The 16,556-nt window shown below is 73.6% G+C and carries 20 protein-coding genes; 6 read left to right on the top strand and 14 right to left on the bottom strand.

What is annotated here, in order from left to right:
- Positions 1-69: 69 nt before the first annotated feature.
- Entirely contained in the window at positions 70-465 is a 396-nt protein-coding gene (locus ABD774_RS00485) for a VOC family protein (protein WP_345036407.1), read from the bottom strand.
- 88 nt (positions 466-553) lie between these two features.
- Here ABD774_RS00485 and ABD774_RS00480 point away from each other — a divergent pair, with 88 nt between their 5' ends.
- Complete coding sequence (locus tag ABD774_RS00480) at positions 554-1,318, top strand: TetR/AcrR family transcriptional regulator (protein ID WP_345036405.1); 765 nt, start codon at positions 554-556, stop codon at positions 1,316-1,318.
- Positions 1,319-1,363: 45 nt separating this feature from the next.
- Here ABD774_RS00480 and ABD774_RS00475 read toward each other — a convergent pair whose 3' ends face one another.
- Positions 1,364-2,149: a hypothetical protein gene (locus tag ABD774_RS00475; RefSeq protein WP_345036403.1), complete on the bottom strand. Its 786-nt coding sequence runs from the start codon at positions 2,147-2,149 to the stop codon at positions 1,364-1,366.
- Positions 2,150-2,239: 90 nt separating this feature from the next.
- Positions 2,240-3,259, bottom strand: coding sequence for a glycine betaine ABC transporter substrate-binding protein (locus ABD774_RS00470; RefSeq protein WP_345036400.1), 1,020 nt, complete (start codon positions 3,257-3,259; stop codon positions 2,240-2,242).
- 196 nt (positions 3,260-3,455) lie between these two features.
- Between ABD774_RS00470 and ABD774_RS00465 the strand changes: the two genes are divergently transcribed.
- Complete coding sequence (locus ABD774_RS00465) at positions 3,456-3,833, top strand: ArsR/SmtB family transcription factor (RefSeq protein WP_345036398.1); 378 nt, start codon at positions 3,456-3,458, stop codon at positions 3,831-3,833.
- Here the strand turns inward: ABD774_RS00465 and ABD774_RS00460 are convergent.
- Positions 3,791-4,201, bottom strand: coding sequence for a hypothetical protein (locus ABD774_RS00460; RefSeq protein WP_345036974.1), 411 nt, complete (start codon positions 4,199-4,201; stop codon positions 3,791-3,793). The two genes, ABD774_RS00465 and ABD774_RS00460, sit on opposite strands and share 43 nt — an antisense overlap.
- On the opposite strand from ABD774_RS00460, the gene ABD774_RS00455 reads away from it, so the two are divergent.
- Complete coding sequence (locus ABD774_RS00455) at positions 4,160-5,170, top strand: cation diffusion facilitator family transporter (protein ID WP_345036942.1); 1,011 nt, start codon at positions 4,160-4,162, stop codon at positions 5,168-5,170. The genes ABD774_RS00460 and ABD774_RS00455 overlap by 42 nt on opposite strands.
- Positions 5,171-5,182: 12 nt before the next feature.
- Here ABD774_RS00455 and ABD774_RS00450 read toward each other — a convergent pair whose 3' ends face one another.
- From ABD774_RS00450 to rarD, 3 genes are read right to left on the bottom strand one after another with little or no spacing between them, the layout of a single operon-like run.
- Positions 5,183-5,914: an ABC transporter permease gene (locus ABD774_RS00450; RefSeq protein WP_345036395.1), complete on the bottom strand. Its 732-nt coding sequence runs from the start codon at positions 5,912-5,914 to the stop codon at positions 5,183-5,185.
- Positions 5,911-6,573, bottom strand: coding sequence for an ABC transporter permease (locus tag ABD774_RS00445; RefSeq protein ID WP_345036940.1), 663 nt, complete (start codon positions 6,571-6,573; stop codon positions 5,911-5,913). The genes ABD774_RS00450 and ABD774_RS00445 overlap by 4 nt, the downstream gene beginning before the upstream one ends.
- A 19-nt stretch (positions 6,574-6,592) precedes the next feature.
- Positions 6,593-7,477 (bottom strand): EamA family transporter RarD, encoded by an 885-nt coding sequence (gene rarD, locus ABD774_RS00440; protein WP_345036393.1) that lies wholly within the window; start codon positions 7,475-7,477, stop codon positions 6,593-6,595.
- Positions 7,478-7,613: 136 nt separating this feature from the next.
- On the opposite strand from rarD, the gene ABD774_RS00435 reads away from it, so the two are divergent.
- Entirely contained in the window at positions 7,614-8,552 is a 939-nt protein-coding gene (locus ABD774_RS00435) for an ABC transporter ATP-binding protein (protein ID WP_345036938.1), read from the top strand.
- 96 nt (positions 8,553-8,648) lie between these two features.
- Here the strand turns inward: ABD774_RS00435 and ABD774_RS00430 are convergent, their stop codons facing one another.
- From ABD774_RS00430 to ABD774_RS00400, 7 genes are all read right to left on the bottom strand, one after another.
- On the bottom strand, positions 8,649-8,906 hold the full coding sequence (locus ABD774_RS00430) for a hypothetical protein (RefSeq protein ID WP_345036391.1): 258 nt from the start codon (positions 8,904-8,906) through the stop codon (positions 8,649-8,651).
- 289 nt (positions 8,907-9,195) lie between these two features.
- The gene (locus ABD774_RS00425) at positions 9,196-10,413 is read right to left on the bottom strand and encodes a pyridoxal phosphate-dependent aminotransferase (protein WP_345036389.1); all 1,218 of its coding nucleotides are present in this window, start codon (positions 10,411-10,413) and stop codon (positions 9,196-9,198) included.
- A gap of 91 nt (positions 10,414-10,504) precedes the next feature.
- A complete protein-coding gene (locus tag ABD774_RS00420; protein ID WP_345036387.1) occupies positions 10,505-11,269 on the bottom strand; it encodes a YqjF family protein in 765 nt (254 codons plus the stop codon).
- 16 nt (positions 11,270-11,285) lie between these two features.
- The gene (locus tag ABD774_RS00415) at positions 11,286-11,996 is read right to left on the bottom strand and encodes a DUF3618 domain-containing protein (protein WP_345036385.1); all 711 of its coding nucleotides are present in this window, start codon (positions 11,994-11,996) and stop codon (positions 11,286-11,288) included.
- Positions 11,993-12,427: a phage holin family protein gene (locus ABD774_RS00410; RefSeq protein WP_345036383.1), complete on the bottom strand. Its 435-nt coding sequence runs from the start codon at positions 12,425-12,427 to the stop codon at positions 11,993-11,995. The genes ABD774_RS00415 and ABD774_RS00410 overlap by 4 nt, the downstream gene beginning before the upstream one ends.
- Positions 12,424-13,287: a hypothetical protein gene (locus tag ABD774_RS00405; RefSeq protein ID WP_345036381.1), complete on the bottom strand. Its 864-nt coding sequence runs from the start codon at positions 13,285-13,287 to the stop codon at positions 12,424-12,426. The genes ABD774_RS00410 and ABD774_RS00405 overlap by 4 nt, the downstream gene beginning before the upstream one ends.
- Before the next feature lie 205 nt (positions 13,288-13,492).
- Positions 13,493-14,110 carry a nucleoside/nucleotide kinase family protein gene (locus tag ABD774_RS00400; protein ID WP_345036378.1) on the bottom strand — a complete coding sequence of 206 codons (618 nt, stop codon included), beginning with the start codon at positions 14,108-14,110 and terminating at the stop codon, positions 13,493-13,495.
- Positions 14,111-14,380: 270 nt separating this feature from the next.
- Here ABD774_RS00400 and ABD774_RS00395 point away from each other — a divergent pair, with 270 nt between their 5' ends.
- Both ABD774_RS00395 and ABD774_RS00390 read left to right on the top strand, forming a co-directional pair.
- Positions 14,381-15,037 (top strand): cytidylate kinase-like family protein, encoded by a 657-nt coding sequence (locus tag ABD774_RS00395; RefSeq protein WP_345036376.1) that lies wholly within the window; start codon positions 14,381-14,383, stop codon positions 15,035-15,037.
- 37 nt (positions 15,038-15,074) lie between these two features.
- A complete protein-coding gene (locus ABD774_RS00390) occupies positions 15,075-16,502 on the top strand; it encodes a glycoside-pentoside-hexuronide (GPH):cation symporter (RefSeq protein WP_345036374.1) in 1,428 nt (475 codons plus the stop codon).
- The last annotated feature ends 54 nt before the right edge of the window (positions 16,503-16,556 follow it).

Here is a 16,556-nt window from a genome sequence, read left to right as displayed (position 1 = left end):
GGGCCGCCGAGTGCGACGTCTTCCACCTTCGAGGCCAAGCTTCAGGTGGAAGTCGTCGCACTCGCCGAATCAGGACTGCTGGGTCGCCGGGCCGTTCCAGTCGACCAGCTGGACGATGACGCCGTTGGGGTCGCGGACCTGAAACGCGCGCTCGCCCCACTCCTCCACCGTCAGCGGCATGGTGATCGCGACGCCCTCGTGCTGCAGGCGCGCCAGCTCGCCCTCGAGGTCGTCGACGACGAAGGCGAGGATCTGCCCCTGGGCGTGGACGTCGCGCTGGTCGTCCGGCAGCGTCGGCAGGCCGACCCTCAGGTAGGCGACGTTGAAGCCGGCGTCCGGGCGGGTCAAGGAGTGGAAGCCGTCGGCCGCCATCTCCTCGGTGAACCCGAAGTGGTCGACGAGGAAGCGGGCGGAGGCCGCCGGGTCGGCGACGTTGAGGCTGACGGCGGATGCGGTGATGTTCATGCGTGCTCCTCGCGGTGGTTGCTGACGGCCGCTGCGACCTTTCGGTACAGCGTACGTCGTACAACGTACGATGCGCCAGGATGTTCCCGTGGCCTCACCGCGCACGAGCACCGGCGACCCGGCCCGGACGATCGCGCTGCTCTGGCGCCATTCCCTGCCGGACCGCGCGGCCGGCCGCGGACCGAGGCAGGGGCTCAGCGTCGACGCGATCGTCGAGCGGGCGGTGGCGCTGGCGGACGCCGAGGGCCTGGACGCGGTGACCATGCGCAGGGTCGCGGCCGCCGTCGGCACCGCGCCGATGACGCTCTACACCTACGTGCCGGGCAAGGCCGAGCTGCTCGACCTCCTGCTCGACCACGTCTACGCCGAGATGCCGCGGCGGACGACGGCGGAGCGGCCCTGGCGCGAGCGGGTGAGCGCCGTCGCGCTCGAGAACCGGGAGCTGTTCGAGCGCCACCCCTGGGCGGCCAACGTCTCGACCACGCGGCCGGCCCTGGGCCCGGGAGCGTTGGCCAAGTACGACCACGAGCTCGCCGCGCTGGACGGGCTCGGCCTCGACGACGTCACGATGGACGCGGCGCTGGCGTGGGTCCTGGCGTTCGTGCAGGGCTGGGCCCGCACAGCGGCGGACGCGGTCGCCGCGCGGCGCGAGTCGGCGCTGGACGACGCGCAGTGGTGGGCGTCCGCCGGGCCGCAGCTGGAGCAGGTCCTCGCCCCCGGCACCTTCCCGCTCGCGTCGCGGGTCGGAAGTGCGGCCGGTCAGGCGCAGGGCGCCGCGTGGGAGGCCGGCCGCGCGTTCGACTTCGGCCTCGCCCGCGTGCTCGACGGGCTGGCCGCGATCATCGAACGCTGACCGACCGCCGCCCCGCGCCCTCCGTGCCGACGGGGCACCGACAGGTCAGCCCTGCGGCTCCTTCACCGGCGGCGGCGCGTCGGCGCACGAGACGGTCCGGGCGTCGGTGACGGCCGGGTCGTCGGCGGGCACGCCGTCGGCGACCACCTCCGTCGTGCCGTGACGTGCCGAGCGACCGCCGTCGTGAAGCTCGATCGGGGTGCGGGTGACCTGGAACGTGTCGCCGGCCTCCGCAGGCAGGGCGTTCAGCCCCACCAGCTGCAGGCCCGCCCCGACGTCCGCGCAGCTCACCCCGGTGCCGTGGCCGGTGAACCCGAGGTCGAACGTGTACTGCCGGCCCTGGACGTTCGTCGTGGCGACGAGCCCGCAGTCCACCACGGCGTACAGCGCGACGGACCGCCCGGTGTCGAGCAGGACGATCGCGGAGCCGTCCGCGAGCCGCTGCGCGAGGGCGCTGGCGGCGAAGGGTGAGCCGCTGCTGAACCGGGTGGAGAGCACCGCACCCGAGGCGGTCTCAGCGCCGAGCGTGCGGTCCTGACCGCCCGAGAGCCACAACGTGTCGGTCTCGCCGTCACCGTCGAGGTCGACCGTCGGCGCCGTCGCCGCAACGTCCGGCACCTGCCCGCCGGCAGGGCACCCCGAGGGTGACGACGACGGCGGCGCGCTCGTCGTCCCGGCAGTGGGGGACGCCGTCGGCACGGGCGACGACGTCGGAGCCGCGGTCCCGCCGTCGTCTCCCGTGCCGCCGCAGCCGGCGGTCGCGAGCGCCACCAGGGCGGCCGAGACCAGCGCCGCCAGACGTCGAGGAACACGCACGGTCAGCTCGAGCACGGGGACCACCTCACCAGGGCGACCGGTCGTCGACCGACGATCAGTCACCGGTGCAGCGCATCGGAAGCGCCTGGGTGCCCGATGCTGCGTTCAGTCGGTCGCGAGGGCAGCGTCCGAGGAGAAGACCATGCCGAGGGCGATGTCGCCCGCCGTGAGGGCCTGCTTGGTCAGCGGGCCGCCCGCGTCGAGCGCGACGAACTCGGAGAACGTCAGGCCGTAGGTCTCCTCCAGCCCGGGCTGGCAGAAGGGCCGGTCCGGGCACTCCACCGGGCCGCCGAGCTTGAGCTCGCCGCACGCCTCGGCCAGCTCGGAGAGCGTGGCCACGTCGTGCTCCTCGGCGAAGGCGGTCGTCACGGCGTAGGCGTTCTGGTCGGCCGCCTCGGAGGGCTCGCCGAACACCAGGCCGACCTCCTCGCCGAGCGCGGTCAGGTTCTCCGTGGTGGCCTCGAGGTCGGGGCTGGCCTGCGGGTCGTCCGCGGTCGCGTCGGGGCCGTTGACCTTGACGTTCAGGAACTCGGTGAGGGTGCCGACGTACTCGGGAACGACCGAGAGCTCACCGGACTCGAGCGCCGGCTCGTAGGTCTCCCGGTTGCCGATGGTGCGGACCTCGACGTCGTAGCCCGCGTCCTTGAGGGCGAGCGCGTACAGCTCGGCCAGCGTGGCGGACTCGGAGAAGTTGGCCGCCCCGACCACCACCTGCCCGGAGCCGGGGGTGTCGGAGATCTCGATGCCCGCGGACTCGTAGAAGGCGGCCGCCGCCTGCGTGGAGGTGTTGCGCTCGACGTCGACCTGCTTGTTGAGCTCGATGAGCTTGTCGGTGTCGAGGGCGGCGGAGACGGCGTCGAGCGCCGCGATCATGGGCGGCTGCGCGGCGTCGGCGTTGATGGCCGGGATGACGTTGTCCACGGTCTGGAGGTTCTTGTCGTCCTCGAGGACCACGAGCTGGTCGCCCGCCACCGGGTCGCAGGCCGCGGCGGCCGACGTCCCCGTGCCGCCGTCCGCCGTCGCGCCACCTCCCCCGCCTCCCCCGCCCGCGGAGCCGGGGTCGCCGCACGCGGCGAGTGCGAGGACGGCGAGGCCGCCCAGGACGGCGGTGACTGAACGGCGCATGTTGCTCCTCCTGTGCTGGGGGCGACCCCCGGGCGTCGTCGGCCATTCGACCCTGGCACGCCCGGCCGCGCAACCCTGTTGGGGCGGTCGGTCGACAGTGGTGACCCGATCGTGACCCACATCGGGCTTCGTCCTCGCCCTGGTGGTGGCCTCAACGCCGTTGACCGGTACGGGCCATCTGGGCAATAATCTGCGCATGCATGAAGATAAGCAGATACGCGGGTTTGAGCCGGACCCGCAGCACATCGAGCTGGCGGCGGACATCTTCGCGATGCTGGCCGACGCGACCCGCGTGCGGATCATCCTGGCGCTGCGCGACGGCGAGCGGTCGGTGAACGAGCTGGCGGAACTGGTCGAGAAGTCACCCGCCGCTGTCTCGCAGCACCTCGCCAAGCTGCGCCTGGCCCGGATCGTGGCACCGCGCCAGCAGGGCACGCGCGTCTACTACAGCCTGCAGAACGAGCACGCCTCCCAGCTGGTCAACGACGCGATCTTCCAGGCCGAGCACGCTCTGGAGGCCACGCCGCGCCATCACCGCCCGGTCGCCGTCGAACCGGACAGCGAGGCGTCATGAGCACGCGGGGGCACGGGCACCACCACGACCGCGAGGATCTGCACGAGCACGACCACCGCGACACGCATGACGGTCACGGGCACGACCACCGCGACACGCATGACGGTCACGAGCACGACCACCGCGACACGCATGACGGTCACGGGCACGACCACCGCGACACGCATGACGGTCACGAGCACGACCACCGCGACACGCATGACGGTCACGAGCACGACCACGATCACCAAGCCCACGGGCACAGTCACGTTCACGACCACAACGACCACGACCACGAGCACGAGCACGACCACGACCACGACCACGGGCACGCCCACCACGGCGGGCTGAGGGGGTTCCTGCAGCACCTGTTCGTGCCCCACAGCCACGACGCCGCCGACTCGATCGACGACGCGCTCGAGGCGAGCTCCCAGGGCATCCGGGCGGTGAAGTTCAGCCTGGTCGCGCTCGGCGTGACGGCGGCGCTGCAGCTGGTCATCGTCGCCGTCAGCGGCTCCGTCGCCCTGGCGGCGGACACCGTGCACAACTTCTCCGACGCCCTGACCGCCGTCCCGCTGTGGATCGCGTTCGCGCTCGGCCGGCGCGCCCCGACGCGCCGGTTCACCCACGGCCTCGGCCGCGCCGAGGACCTCGCCGGGCTCTTCATCGTCGCGATGATCGCGCTGTCCGCGGTGGTGGCCGCGGTCGAGTCGGTCCGCCGCCTGGTCGACCCGGTGCCGCTGGACCACCTCGGCTGGGTGCTCGCGGCGGGGATCGTGGGGTTCGCCGGGAACGAGGCGGTGGCCGTCTACCGGATCCGGGTGGGCCGGCGGATCGGCTCCGCCGCCCTGGTGGCCGACGGCGTCCACGCCCGCACCGACGGGTTCACCTCGCTCGCCGTGGTCGCCGGGGTGATCGGCGTCTGGCTGGGCATCCCTCAGGCCGACCCCGTCGTCGGCGTGGTCATCTCCGCCATGATCGCGGTGCTGCTGTGGGGCACCGCCCGCGACGTCGGCCGCCGCCTCCTCGACGGCGTGGACCCGAACCTCACCGACCGCGCCGAGCAGGCGCTGCGGGCCGTCCCGGGCGTCGGCGGCGTGGAGGACCTGCGCCTCCGCTGGAACGGGCACCGGCTCGACGTCGCCGCCGCCGTCGCCCTCGACGCCGGGACGACGATCGGCGAGTTCGCGGCGGTCCAGGACCGGGTGGGCCGGGCCCTGCACGGCGCGCTGCCCGGGGTCGGCACGGTCACGGTCTCGCCGGTGCCCGAGGAGCGAGCCGACGCCGGACGCGACGACGCAGCTCTCGGCGACGCGGGGCGCACCGAGCCCGCCGGCGCCCGGGCGCGCACGGACTAAGGGCCCGCCGTTCTACGGCGCGGCCGCCGGGGCGGGGTCGGCGACGGACACCGGGGGTGTACGCCGTCGCCCTCCCCTGCGCAGCGCCGCCGGGGTGAGCATCCGCTGCAGCCCGGCCAGCAGCCCCTCCAGCCCCAGGCACACCGCGACGACGATCAGCGCCCCGGCCAGCGCCTGGCCGTAGCGCTGGGTGAAGATCCCGTTGGAGATGATCAGGCCCAGCCCCCCGCCGCCCACGAGCGAGGCGAGCGAGACCGTCGCCACCACCTGGACGACGGCGGTGCGCACGCCCGCGGCGATGAGCGGCAGCGCCAGCGGCAGCTCCACGTCCCGCAGCAGCCGGGCCGCGGACATCCCCATGCCGGTGCCGGCGTCCCGGGCCGCCGGGTCGACCTCGCGCAGGCCGGTCCACGTGTTCGACAGGATCGGGGGGACCGCGAAGACGGCGACGGCGAGGATGGTCGGCCACTGCCCCAGCCCGAGCCAGGCCGTGAGGATGTACAGCAGCGCCAGGGTCGGCAGCGCGCGGGTGAGGTTCGCCGTCGCCACCACCACCTGCCCGCCCCGCCCGGCGTGCCCGAACCACAGCCCGAGGGGCAGGGCGACGACGGCGGCCAGCAGCACGGCGACGAACGTCATCCACAGGTGGTCGCGCAGCAGGTCCAGGATCCCGCCCGGCCTCGTCCAGCTGAGCGGGTCGTTGAGGTAGACGAGGGCGTCGCCCAGCGCCGAGCCGGCGTTCACGCCCGCCTCCGCAGCCAGGGGGTGACGAGGCGGCCGAGGGCCAGCAGGATCAGGTCCGCGACCAGCGCGATGGCCACGCACAGCACCGCTGCGGTCATGATCTCGGCGCGGTAGGAGGAGGTGAAGCCGCGGTACATCGCCTGGCCGAGACCGCCGTAGCCGACGACGACCCCCACCGTGACCAGCGCGACCGTCGTGACCGTGGCGAGCCGCACGCCGGTGATGACGGCGGGCAGCGCGAGGGGCAGCTCGACGGTGAGCAGCCGACGGACCGGGGAGTACCCCATGCCGTCCGCCGCGTCGACGACGGAGGCGGGGACGCCCCGCAGACCCACGAGCGTGTTGCGCACCAGGACGAGCATCGCGTACGCGACGAGCCCGATGAGCACGGTGGTGCGCCCGATGCCCGTGAACGGGGCGAGCAGCCCGAACAGCGCGAGGGACGGCACCGTGTAGAGCACGGCGGACGTCCCGAGGAGCGCCCCGGACAGCCCCGGCCGGTTGCGCGCCAGCACGGCCAGCGGCACCGCGAGCACGAGGGCGAGAAGGACGGCCTGCACGGTGAGGCTGACGTGCTGGCCGGTGAGGTCGACCAGCGTGCGCCAGTTGTTCTCCAGGTACCGCCAGGAGAACCAGGGGTTGTCCGCACCCGTCTGCATCGGCCTCACGCCGGTGACGCTACCGGGGCCGGCGCAGGCGACGCAGCCGGTAGCCCTGGGCGGCGCCCTCGAGCGCGAGGAGCAGCACCGCGACCCAGATCGGCACGTACGTCCACCACTCGTCCGGGGCGATGCCCTGCCCCAGCAGGGTGACGGAGACCAGGGCCAGCAGCACCGGCTCCAGATAGCTCAGCAGCCCGAAGAGGCTGAAAGAGAGGTGCTGGGACGCCACGACGTAGCAGACCAGCGCGGCCGAGCTGAGCACCCCGAGCAGCCCCAGGAGCGGTGCCAGGTCGGGCACGACGGCGAGCGACGGCCCGGTCACCACCAGCACCAGCGCCACCGGCAGCAGGATCACGAACTCGAACCACATCGCCCCGGTCGTCGCGGTGCCGGCGCGCCGGCGCAGGACGAAGTACGCCGGGTAGCCGAGGGCCACCAGCACCGTGGACCAGCTCAGCGTCCCGACGCGCACCAGCTCGTGCGCGACGCCGGCCGCCGCGAACAGGACCGCGGCCAGCCTCGCCCGGGAGAGCCGCTCGCCGAAGGCCACCACACCGACCACGACCATCACCAGCGGCATGAGGAAGTAGCCGAGCGCCACCTGGAGGGCGTGGCCGTGGGCGGGCGCCCAGGTGAAGAGCCACAGCTGGACCCCGAGGAGGGCGGCGGCGAGCACGAGGACGGCCGCCGTCGCCGGCCGGGCGCGCACCCGGGCGGCCATCGCGGTGACCGTCCCCCACTGGCGCGTCAGCAGCAGAAGCACGGTGACCAGCGGCGCCGTGAGGACCACCCGCCACCCGAAGACCTCGAGCCCCGTCAGAGGGTCGAGCCGGGAGGCCAGGAAGTACAGCCCCCCGAACATCGCCGAGGCGAGCGCCGAGAGCAGCACACCTGTGGACACCGCGCCTCCCTTTCTCGCGCGGCATCGTGCCAGGTCCTTGTGTGCCGACGCCGATCCGTCCGGCGGCCGGTACCGTCGGAGGGTGCCGGAGACCGAGACCCCGAACGAGGCGCTGATCCGCTTCGACGGCGTGGGGATGACCTACGCCGACGGCACGGTCGCCGTCGACCACCTCGACCTCGACGTCGCCGCGCACGAGCTCCTGACGCTCGTCGGGCCGTCCGGCTCGGGCAAGTCCACCCTCCTGCGCATGGTCAACCGCCTGGTCGAGCCGACCCGCGGCCGCGTCCTGCTCGAGGGCGAGGACGTCGCCCGGGTCGACGCCGCGCGGCTCAGGCGCGGCATCGGCTACGTCATCCAGGACGTCGGGCTCTTCCCGCACCGCACGGTCGCCCAGAACGTCGCCACGGTGCCTGGGCTGCTCGGCTGGGACCGGCGGCGCACCCGCGAGCGGGTCGCGGAGCTGCTGACCCTGGTGCGCCTCGACCCGGCCGTGCACGGCCCGCGCTACCCGCACGAGCTCTCCGGCGGCCAGCGGCAGCGGGTCGGGGTGGCGCGGGCGCTGGCGACGCACCCGAAGGTCATGCTCATGGACGAGCCGTTCGGCGCCGTCGACCCCGAGGGCCGCCGGTCCCTCCAGACCGAGTTCCGCCGCATCCACGACGAGCTGGGCACCACCGTCGTCATGGTGACCCACGACATCGACGAGGCCGTCCTGCTCGGCGACCGCGTCGCCGTCCTCAGCCAGGGCGGCCGGCTCGAGCAGCTCGCGCCGCCGGCGGTGGTGCTGTCGCGCCCGGCGAACCCGTTCGTCGAGCGGTTCATCGGGGACGCCCGGGCCGTCAAGCTGCTGAGGGTCGCGCGGCTGGCGCGCGCCGACGTCGAGCCCGGCCGCGCCGACCGGCCCGTCGTCGTCCGTGTCGGGGAGCCTCTCGAGGCGGCGTTCTCCGCGCTGGCGGCGAGCCCGGAGGGTGTGGTGGGCGTGGTGGACGACGGCGGGGCTGCCGTGGGCACGCTCGGTCCGGCCGGGCTGCACGCCGCCCTGCGCCGGGCCGTGCGGACCGACGAGGGCTGAGCGGCGGGCTCGGCTGCTGCGCCGTACGGACCGGCCAGGGCTGAGCGGCGGGCTCAGCTGCCGGGCCGTACGGACCGACAAGGCTGAGCGGCGAGGTCAGATGCCGGGCTGCTCGGTCGCCGGTGAGGTGCTCTCGACGACGTTGAGCCTGCGCACCGTGAGCTCGTCGACCTCCAGCTCGCGGATCCGCAGCTGGTTGATGACGGCCTTGCTCACCTTCAGCCGCCAGACCGCGACGACGCCGAGGGCCGTCGCACCCATCGCCGTCGCAAGAAGGCTGGCGGCGGCGATGCTCCGCGCGCCCGTCGCGAACCCGCCGATCGCGAGCGCCGGCATCGCGTGCGGTCCGCTCACCGTCGGGTGCAGCTGTCCCGGTCCGTGCGCCGCCTGCTTCCGGAGGGCCGGCTTACGGGACGCCGGCGCCCTCGGCATCCGCGTCATGGGCGAGGCCTGCACCGTCTCTTTCACCCACATCTGCTTGCTGAAGTCCCGCACCGCACACCTCCGTGTGTCCTTGGGGCCCCACCCGGTCGCCACGCTGCGGACCCGCTGTCATGTCTACTCCGCGGTCGCGCGAGGGGGAAGGGTGAAGAGCCCCTGACGACCCCGCTCCCGCACGGCGCGGGCCGGTCGCCCTCGGCGCTCAGCCGCGGAGCGAGCGCAGCCCCTCAGCGGCGCGCGCCAGGACGTCCGGCGACTTCACGTACGTGAACCGCACCCACGACGCCAGCTCGCGCGCCACCGGGCCGCCGGGCGTGCAGAAGGCGGAGACGGGGATGGCCACCACGCCCGCGCGCGCCGGCAGGTCCCGGCACAGGTCCACCGCGTCCGGGTAGCCCAGCCCGGCGCCGTCGGCGACGACGAAGTACGTCCCCCGGGGAACCGAGGGGTTGAGGCCGGCCGTCGTGAGTGCGTCGACCAGGGTGTCCCGGCGCCGCCGCAGCGAGTCCGCGAGCGCGGTGACGTACGCACCGGTGCGGCCGTCCTCGTCCGTGAGCGCGGCGGCGACGGCGTGCTGGAACGGGCCGGAGGCCACGTACGTGAGGAACTGCTTGACCGTGCGCACGGCGGTGACCAGCTCCGCCGGGCCGTGGACCCACCCGACCTTCCAGCCCGTGAAGGACAACGTCTTCCCGGCCGAGGAGATCGTCAGGGTGCGGTCGGCCAGGCCGGGCAGGGTCGCCATCGGGACGTGCTCGGCGCCGTAGGTGAGGTGCTCGTAGACCTCGTCGGTGACCACGACCGCGTCGCGGGCGCGGGCGTGCTCGCCGATGACCGTGAGCTCCTCCCTGGTGAGCACGGTGCCCGTCGGGTTGTGCGGGGAGTTGACCAGGACCAGGCGGGTGCGGTCGGTGAAGGCGGCCGCGACGTCGTCCGGGTCGAGGTGGAAGCCCCCGGGGCCGGGGCGCAGCGGGATCGTGCGGTGGGCGGCGCCCGCGAGCGCGATGGTGGCGGCGTAGGAGTCGTAGAAGGGCTCCAGGGTGATCACCTCGTCGCCCGGCCCGGCCAGGGCCAGGACGGCGGCGGCGATCGCCTCGGTGGCGCCCGCGGTGACCAGGACCTCGGTCTCCGGGTCGACCTCGAGGTCGTAGTGGCGGCGCTGGTGCGCGGCGACGGCCTCCCGCAGCGCGGGGACGCCGGGGCCGGGCGGGTACTGGTTGTGCCCGGCGAGGATGGCCGCGACGGCCGCGTCGCGGACGTGGGCGGGGCCGTCGACGTCGGGGAAGCCCTGGCCGAGGTTCACCGCGCCCGTGCGGGTCGCGAGCGCGGACATCTCCGCGAAGATCGTGGCGGCGACGGTGCCGTCGGCCCTGGTGAGGCCCGTGGCCCGCGCGACGTCCTGCCAGCGGCGTTCTCGCATCGCCCCATTGTGCCGGGCGGGCCGGCGCCCGCCCACTGGTCCCCCGGCGCCGGACGTCCCCGGTTCCCGCTCGCGGTGTCGTGACCCGTGGCTAGGGCTTCCTCGCCCCCGCTGACCAGGGCTTCCTCGCCCCCGCGGTCGGGCCGTGGTCTCGTCCGCCCACCAGGACCGGCCGGCCGACCCGCGAACGAACCCCCGGCGAGAAGTGCGCCAGGGGCTCCCCGATCACCGCGGGCAGGCCCGCCGCCGCTATCAGGCCGGCGACGGCGGTGCGCGCCCGGGCCTTTCGCAGCGGCCACGGTTCGTGGTGGACGTCGAACCGCCAGAGCCTGCCGAACCGGCGGACGTAGGCGGACCAGCGCCCGGTGAGGAAGTCGGCGAGCGGATCCGGCTCCAGCGGGTCACCCGTCTCGACGCTGGCGTGCATGCCCACGCCGCTCCCGGGCCGCCGGGTGCGGTAGTGGAGGTGCCCCGGGGCGGCGTGGATCTCGGCGTCGGCCCGTACGTAGGGAACCCCGGCGGCGCGCAGGGCCAGCACGACCGGCAGGCGTGGGCACTCCAGGGAGAAGAACCAGATCCCGTCCCCGCCGTCGGGCCCGCGCACGTAGGTGCGGAGGTTGACCTCGGGGAACGTGGACAGGCGCGGCAGCGCCGGGCCGTACGCGGGCCGGGCGTGCATGCGGAAGGGCGTGACACCGAGCCAGGCCTGGCCGTCGAACGTGTCGACGGCCAGGCCTGGTGGGAGCACTGCCTGAACGGTGGCGGGCGGGACGGGCCAGTGCAGGAAGGTCAGGTCCTCCCAGCGCTGAAGGCTCAGCGGGTGCTCGACCTGTCGGTCGGGCCACCGGCCGGACACCGCACGCCCCGGGGCGTCAGTACCCGGCGCCGGTGCTGGGCGGGTACCCGGTGCCCGTGGTGGGCGGGTAGTCCGTGCCGGTGCCGGAGCCCTGCACCCGGTCCTTCGAGGCCTGCGCCTCGCCCTTGACGTCCTCCGCGGCTCCGCGCGCCTCGGCCTTGACGTCCTCCGCGCCGCTGGCTGCGGTCTCCTTCACGGACTGGGCGCCCTCGGTGGCCGTGGCCTTGAGCTGCTCGGCGGCCTCGCGTGCGGGCTCGCGCAGGTGCTCGGCCATCTCCTGGCCCATTCCCTTCGCGCCCTCGGCGACGCCCTGGAGCGCGTCGCTCTCCTTCGCCTGGGCCACGACCTCGCGCTCCTTGCGCGTGGACGGGATCAGCGAGGAGGCGAGCAGGCCGACGCCGAAGGCGATGAGCCCGGCGGCGAGGGGGTTGCCCTCGGCCTTGCGCTTGACCTGGTACGGGGCTTCCATCGCGCTCTCCTTCACCGATCCGGCTCCTTCCCGGACGGATCCGGCCTTGTCGTGAAAGGTGCCACGGGCGTCGTCGGTCGCGCCGAAGACCTTCTCCTTGACACCGCCGACCGCGTCCTTGACCTTCTGGGTCTGCCGCTCGGCGACGCGGGACGGGCTGACCTTCTCGGTGAGCGCGTCCACGTTATCGCTGAGGTCGGCGCGGGTGCGCTCGATGTCGGCGCGGATCTGGTCAGGGTCGTTGCTGCTCGTGGTCATGGCCTGTCCTCTCCCTTGAGAGCGTCGGGAATCTTCTTGACGGTCTCCGCGGTCTGGGGCACGCCGCGGACCTGCTTCATCTTGTTCCTGCCCATCGCGGCGAGCACGGCCGCCACGATCGCCCACAGCACGGCCACGATGAGGCCGGACCAGCCCAGGGCGGGCAGGCCCTCGCCACCGAGCAGCCCTCCCAGCGCCCACCACAGGGCGAGCGAGAGGAAGAGGAGCACGAAGTGCCCGGCGACGCCCGCGCCGCCGAACATCCCGGCCCCGGCGCCGGCCTTCTTCGCCGACTCGGTGGTCTCCGCCTTCGCCAGGGCGATCTCCTGGCGGATCAGCGTCGAGAGATCCTTCGAGATCTCGCCGAAGAGCTCACCGACCGACGCCTGCGGCGGCGGCTGCGTCCGCCCGGGATCGATCGGGGTGCTCATCGCTGCTCACCCGTGCCGAACGTCTCGCCGGTGCCGTAGGTGCCGGGCTCGGTGCCGTAGACACCGCCCTGCGTACCGGTGGCGGAGGTGCCGGGCTGGGCACCGTAGGCGCCGCCCGCGACTCCCGTGGTGCCGGTGGTGGGCGTGCCGTAGCCGGGCTGGTACTCCGTGCCGTAGTCCGGCGCCGGGGCGGGCGGGTAGGTCGAGACCGGCGGGTACGACGGCGGCGCGTAGGCACCGCGCGCCGTGCCGGTGCCCTCCGCGGACTCGTCCTTCAGGCTGCGTGCCACGCGGCCGGCGAGCAGGCCCAGTCCCGCGGCGATCGCGATGAAGGTGCCGGGGTGGCGCCGGGCGTAGCGGGTGACCTCGTCGAGCACGTCGGCCGGCTCACGCTCGTCGAGCCACCGCCCGACCTTGTCGGCGTAGGACGAGGCCTGGCGGGCGAGGTCGGCCGCGAGGCCCTCCTGCGCGGTGCCGGAGGCGAGAGAGTCAAGCTCGCCCGAGAAGGACCGCAGTCCGCCGGCGAGCCGACGCTGCTGCTGGCTCGACTGGTCGGTCACCTCGCGGCGGGTCTGGTCGAACAGGTCCCGCGCCTGGTACTTCGCCTCTGCGACCGCGTACCGGGCCTGCCCCTTGGCCTCGGCCACGGTGTCCTTCGCGGTCTCCTTGGCGGTCTCCTTCACCTGCTGGGCGTCCTGACCGGCGGTGTGCGCCAGGTGGGAGGCCTCCTGCTTGGCGGCGTCCTTGGTGGACGAGGAGCCCGAGGTCTCGGAGTAGCCGGTCGTTCCCGACGTCGTGGGTACGGGCTCGCCCAACGGGTTCCCGACGGAACCGGTGGGTGGGGTCGGTCCTTGCGTCATGGCGTGTCCTCTTCTCGTACGGTCCGGTCCTGATGGAGCGCTCGGACTCATCGTGGGACACATCACCGGACTTCGCCTCCCGAGGCGGAAATCGCGCGGTCGGGGGCCTTGTGGTAGACGCGGGCGTCGTGGTAGGCGAGCGCAGCTTCGGCGCCCGAACCGGCCGGCAGCAAGAGGGGGCCGCCGCCCCGTGCCCGGAGCCGGCCTACGCGCCCCAGCGCAGGACGACGGGCCGCTCCGGGTCGCTCATCTCGATGACGACGTCGGACCGTGTCAGGGGATCCACCGCGTCGATGTAGGTGCGCTGCGCCGGCAGGTAACGCTCGGCGTAGCGCGCCTCGATCTCGCCGTCGGACTCCTCGCGCGTGGAGGTGACGGCCAGGATGCGCCGGACCGTCACCTCCTCCGGCACGGTGAGATACACCGTCACGTCCCACAGGTCGGCCAGCTCGGGCCGCTGGAGGGTCATGCCGTCCACCAGGAGCACGGACGCGCGGGCGTCGAACCCGGGAGCCCCCGCCGCGATGTCCCGGATCCGCGCCCAGTCGTAGATGTTCTCGTAGAGCCAGCGCGGGTCGGTCGCCCGCTCGGAGCGGCGGAGCGCGAGCGGGATCAGCAGATGGTCGGCGCTGAACCGGTGCACCTCGGCGCTGTCCCCGAGCAACGGCCTGAGCGCGTCGTCGAGGTCGCGGGAGAACGTCGTCTTGCCGGCTCCGTCGGGCCCGTCGATCGCCACCCGGACCATGCCGTCGCCGGCGCGCTGCACGAGCTCTCGTGCGAGCCTGCCCACGACCTGGCGGCGGGGGGTGGACGTGGTCTCCATGGGCTTCTCCTCTGTCGCGCCGCTGCCGCGGCAACGGGGCGGTGCTGCGGCGACGGGGGCCTTTCCCCGACGACCGGTCGACACCGTCTCACGCCCGCGAGGCCGGCGGGCGGCGGCCCGTCATCCGGGACGGGAGCGGCAGCTGCCGGCAGGTCGCTCAGGCCCGCGGCACCCGGGAGGGGAGCGCCGGCAGAGCCACGACGATGAGGGCCGCGTCATCCCGCCCCGGTCGCTACCCTGGGTCCAGCAGGCTTCGACGAGGAGGTCGAGATGTCTGACCGTGCTGTCGCGGGAGATCCGGCGAGGCAGGCGGGCCGTGCCGCGTCCGACAGGCCGGTCGTCACGATCTTCGAGCTCTACGGAGCGGGCGCGACCGCCGTCGGCCAGAAGGTCGCCGAGGCCCTGGGTCTGCCCTTCCACCCTCAGGCCTTCAGCTCCGAGGAGCTGGAGGCGGGGGCGGACGCCACCCTGCAGCGCAACGCCGTCCTCGCGACCGTCTACTCCGCGATGGGCGGGGCCTACGGCGGCTTCGACACCCGCGACGTCGTCGTCACCCAGCAGCAGAAGTACGACCTGGTCATGGAGAACAACCGGGTCGTGCGCGGCTACGCGGACGAGGGCGGCGTCATCGTCGGGCGCAACGCCGCCGTGATCCTCGCGGACCGGCCCGGCACGCTCAACGTCCTGCTCACCGGCTCGGTCGAGGACCGCGTCCGGCGGGCCGCGGAGGAGGCCGGCATCCCGGTCGAGCGGGCGGCGCGGCGGCAGAAGCGGGAGGACGACGTGCGGGCGGAGATGTCCAAGGCGCTCTACGGCTGGGACCCGCGCCTCCCCGACCGCTACGACCTCGTCATCAACACGAGCAGGATCCCGCTCGACGCCGCCGCCGAGGCCATCGTCAACGCCGTCAGGCCCCGGCGGGCGTGAGCCACCGGTCGTCGGAGCGAGCTGACAGGAGCTGAGCATGGACACCACGGCGTCACCGGCGGCCGGCGGGGCCGTCACCCCCCGGAAGCTCACGGTCCGCAGCTACCTCGCGTACGCGGCCGGTGACGCGGCGAACAACCTGTCGTTCACGATGGCGGGGTTCTTCCTGATCCTCTACTACACGAACGTCGTGGGCATCGAGGGCGCCGTCGTCGGCACCATGTTCCTGGTGGTGCGGTTCATCGACGCCTTCACCGATCTCATCGCCGGGCGCCTGGTCGACGCCAAGCGGCCCGGGCGGCTCGGCAAGTTCCGCCCGTTCATCCTGTGGTTCTCCCTGCCCCTGCTGCTGACGAGCATGGCCATCTACTCGGCGAAGACGTTCTTCCCGGACCTCTCCGGCGGCGCCGCGGTCGCCTACATGTACGTCTCGTACCTGCTGATGGGTTCGGTGTTCTACACGCTCGTGAACATCGCCTACGGGTCGATGGCGCCGGCCCTGACCCAGGACCCGATCGAGCGCGGCCGGCTCGCCGTCTTCCGGGGGTACGGGGCGGCGCTGGCCATCCTCGGCCTGGCCTTCGCCATCGCCCCGCAGATCCGCGCCAACGTCGACGACCCGGTGGCGCTCCAGCGGTCGTTGTTCCTCACGACCGCCGCCTTCGTGGTCATCGGCATGGTGCTGTACCTGTTCCTGGTCCTCAGCACGCGGGAGCAGGTCGCCCGGCCGGCGACGCCCGTCTCGCTGAAGGACAGCCTGCGGACGTTCACCACCAACAAGCCCCTGATCTGGCTCTCCGTGGGCGCGGTCCTCTTCCTCACCGCGGTGACCGCGCTCAGCACGCTCGGGTCCTACATCGCCATCTACGTCCAGCAGAACCCGCAGTACATCGCGTGGAACATCCTCGCCCAGACCATCGCCATCCTCGTCGTCGGCCCGCTCATCCCGACGATGGTGCGCACGATCGGCAAACGCTCCGGGTTCGTGATCTTCGGGATCGCGGTGATCGTCGGCGCCGCTGTGCTCGCCTTCTCGCCCCTGTCGTCGGTGCCCGTGCTCGGGCCCGTGGCGTTCTTCCTCATGGGCCTCGGCATCAACGGGGCGAACACGCTGACGTGGGCGCTGGAGGCGGACACCGTCGAGTACGGCGAGTGGCGCACCGGCAACCGCACCGAGGGCACCACCTACGCGGTGTTCTCCTTCACCCGCAAGATGGGGCAGGCCCTCGGCGGGTTCGTCGGCGGCTTCGCCCTCACGTGGGCCGGCTTCAGCGCGGCCCGTGCCTCCACCGGCGAGCCGCAGGAGCCCGGGGTGGCCGAGAACATCCAGCTCTGGGCCGGGGGCATCATCGCGGGGTTCGCCCTGCTGTCCATCGTGGTCATGTTCTTCTACCCGCTCACCGAGGCCAGGTTCCGCGAGATCACCGCGGAGATCGCCGCCCGGCGCGCCGCCTCGACCGCCTGACGACCGGTCGTCGTCGACACCAGGCCCACCGCCATGCCGACCCGGCCAGCCGGC

It is taken from the genome of Georgenia daeguensis (genome assembly GCF_039537705.1).
In the GTDB taxonomy this organism is placed as follows: Bacteria; Actinomycetota; Actinomycetes; order Actinomycetales; family Actinomycetaceae; genus Georgenia; species Georgenia daeguensis.
Note: the sequence above shows the minus strand (reverse complement) of the source record. Positions and strands in the feature narration are given on the sequence as shown.

Coding starts and splice junctions, on each gene's coding strand:
- ABD774_RS00465 (WP_345036398.1), top strand. CDS start 3,456: ATGCATGAAGATAAGCAGATACGCGGGTTTGAGCCGGACCCGCAGCAC.
- ABD774_RS00410 (WP_345036383.1), bottom strand. CDS start 12,427: ATGAGCACCCCGATCGATCCCGGGCGGACGCAGCCGCCGCCGCAGGCG.
- ABD774_RS00445 (WP_345036940.1), bottom strand. CDS start 6,573: ATGCAGACGGGTGCGGACAACCCCTGGTTCTCCTGGCGGTACCTGGAG.
- ABD774_RS00405 (WP_345036381.1), bottom strand. CDS start 13,287: ATGACGCAAGGACCGACCCCACCCACCGGTTCCGTCGGGAACCCGTTG.
- ABD774_RS00400 (WP_345036378.1), bottom strand. CDS start 14,110: ATGGAGACCACGTCCACCCCCCGCCGCCAGGTCGTGGGCAGGCTCGCA.
- ABD774_RS00415 (WP_345036385.1), bottom strand. CDS start 11,996: ATGACCACGAGCAGCAACGACCCTGACCAGATCCGCGCCGACATCGAG.
- ABD774_RS00470 (WP_345036400.1), bottom strand. CDS start 3,259: ATGCGCCGTTCAGTCACCGCCGTCCTGGGCGGCCTCGCCGTCCTCGCA.
- ABD774_RS00390 (WP_345036374.1), top strand. CDS start 15,075: ATGGACACCACGGCGTCACCGGCGGCCGGCGGGGCCGTCACCCCCCGG.
- ABD774_RS00485 (WP_345036407.1), bottom strand. CDS start 465: ATGAACATCACCGCATCCGCCGTCAGCCTCAACGTCGCCGACCCGGCG.
- ABD774_RS00435 (WP_345036938.1), top strand. CDS start 7,614: ATGACCTACGCCGACGGCACGGTCGCCGTCGACCACCTCGACCTCGAC.
- ABD774_RS00395 (WP_345036376.1), top strand. CDS start 14,381: ATGTCTGACCGTGCTGTCGCGGGAGATCCGGCGAGGCAGGCGGGCCGT.
- ABD774_RS00425 (WP_345036389.1), bottom strand. CDS start 10,413: ATGCGAGAACGCCGCTGGCAGGACGTCGCGCGGGCCACGGGCCTCACC.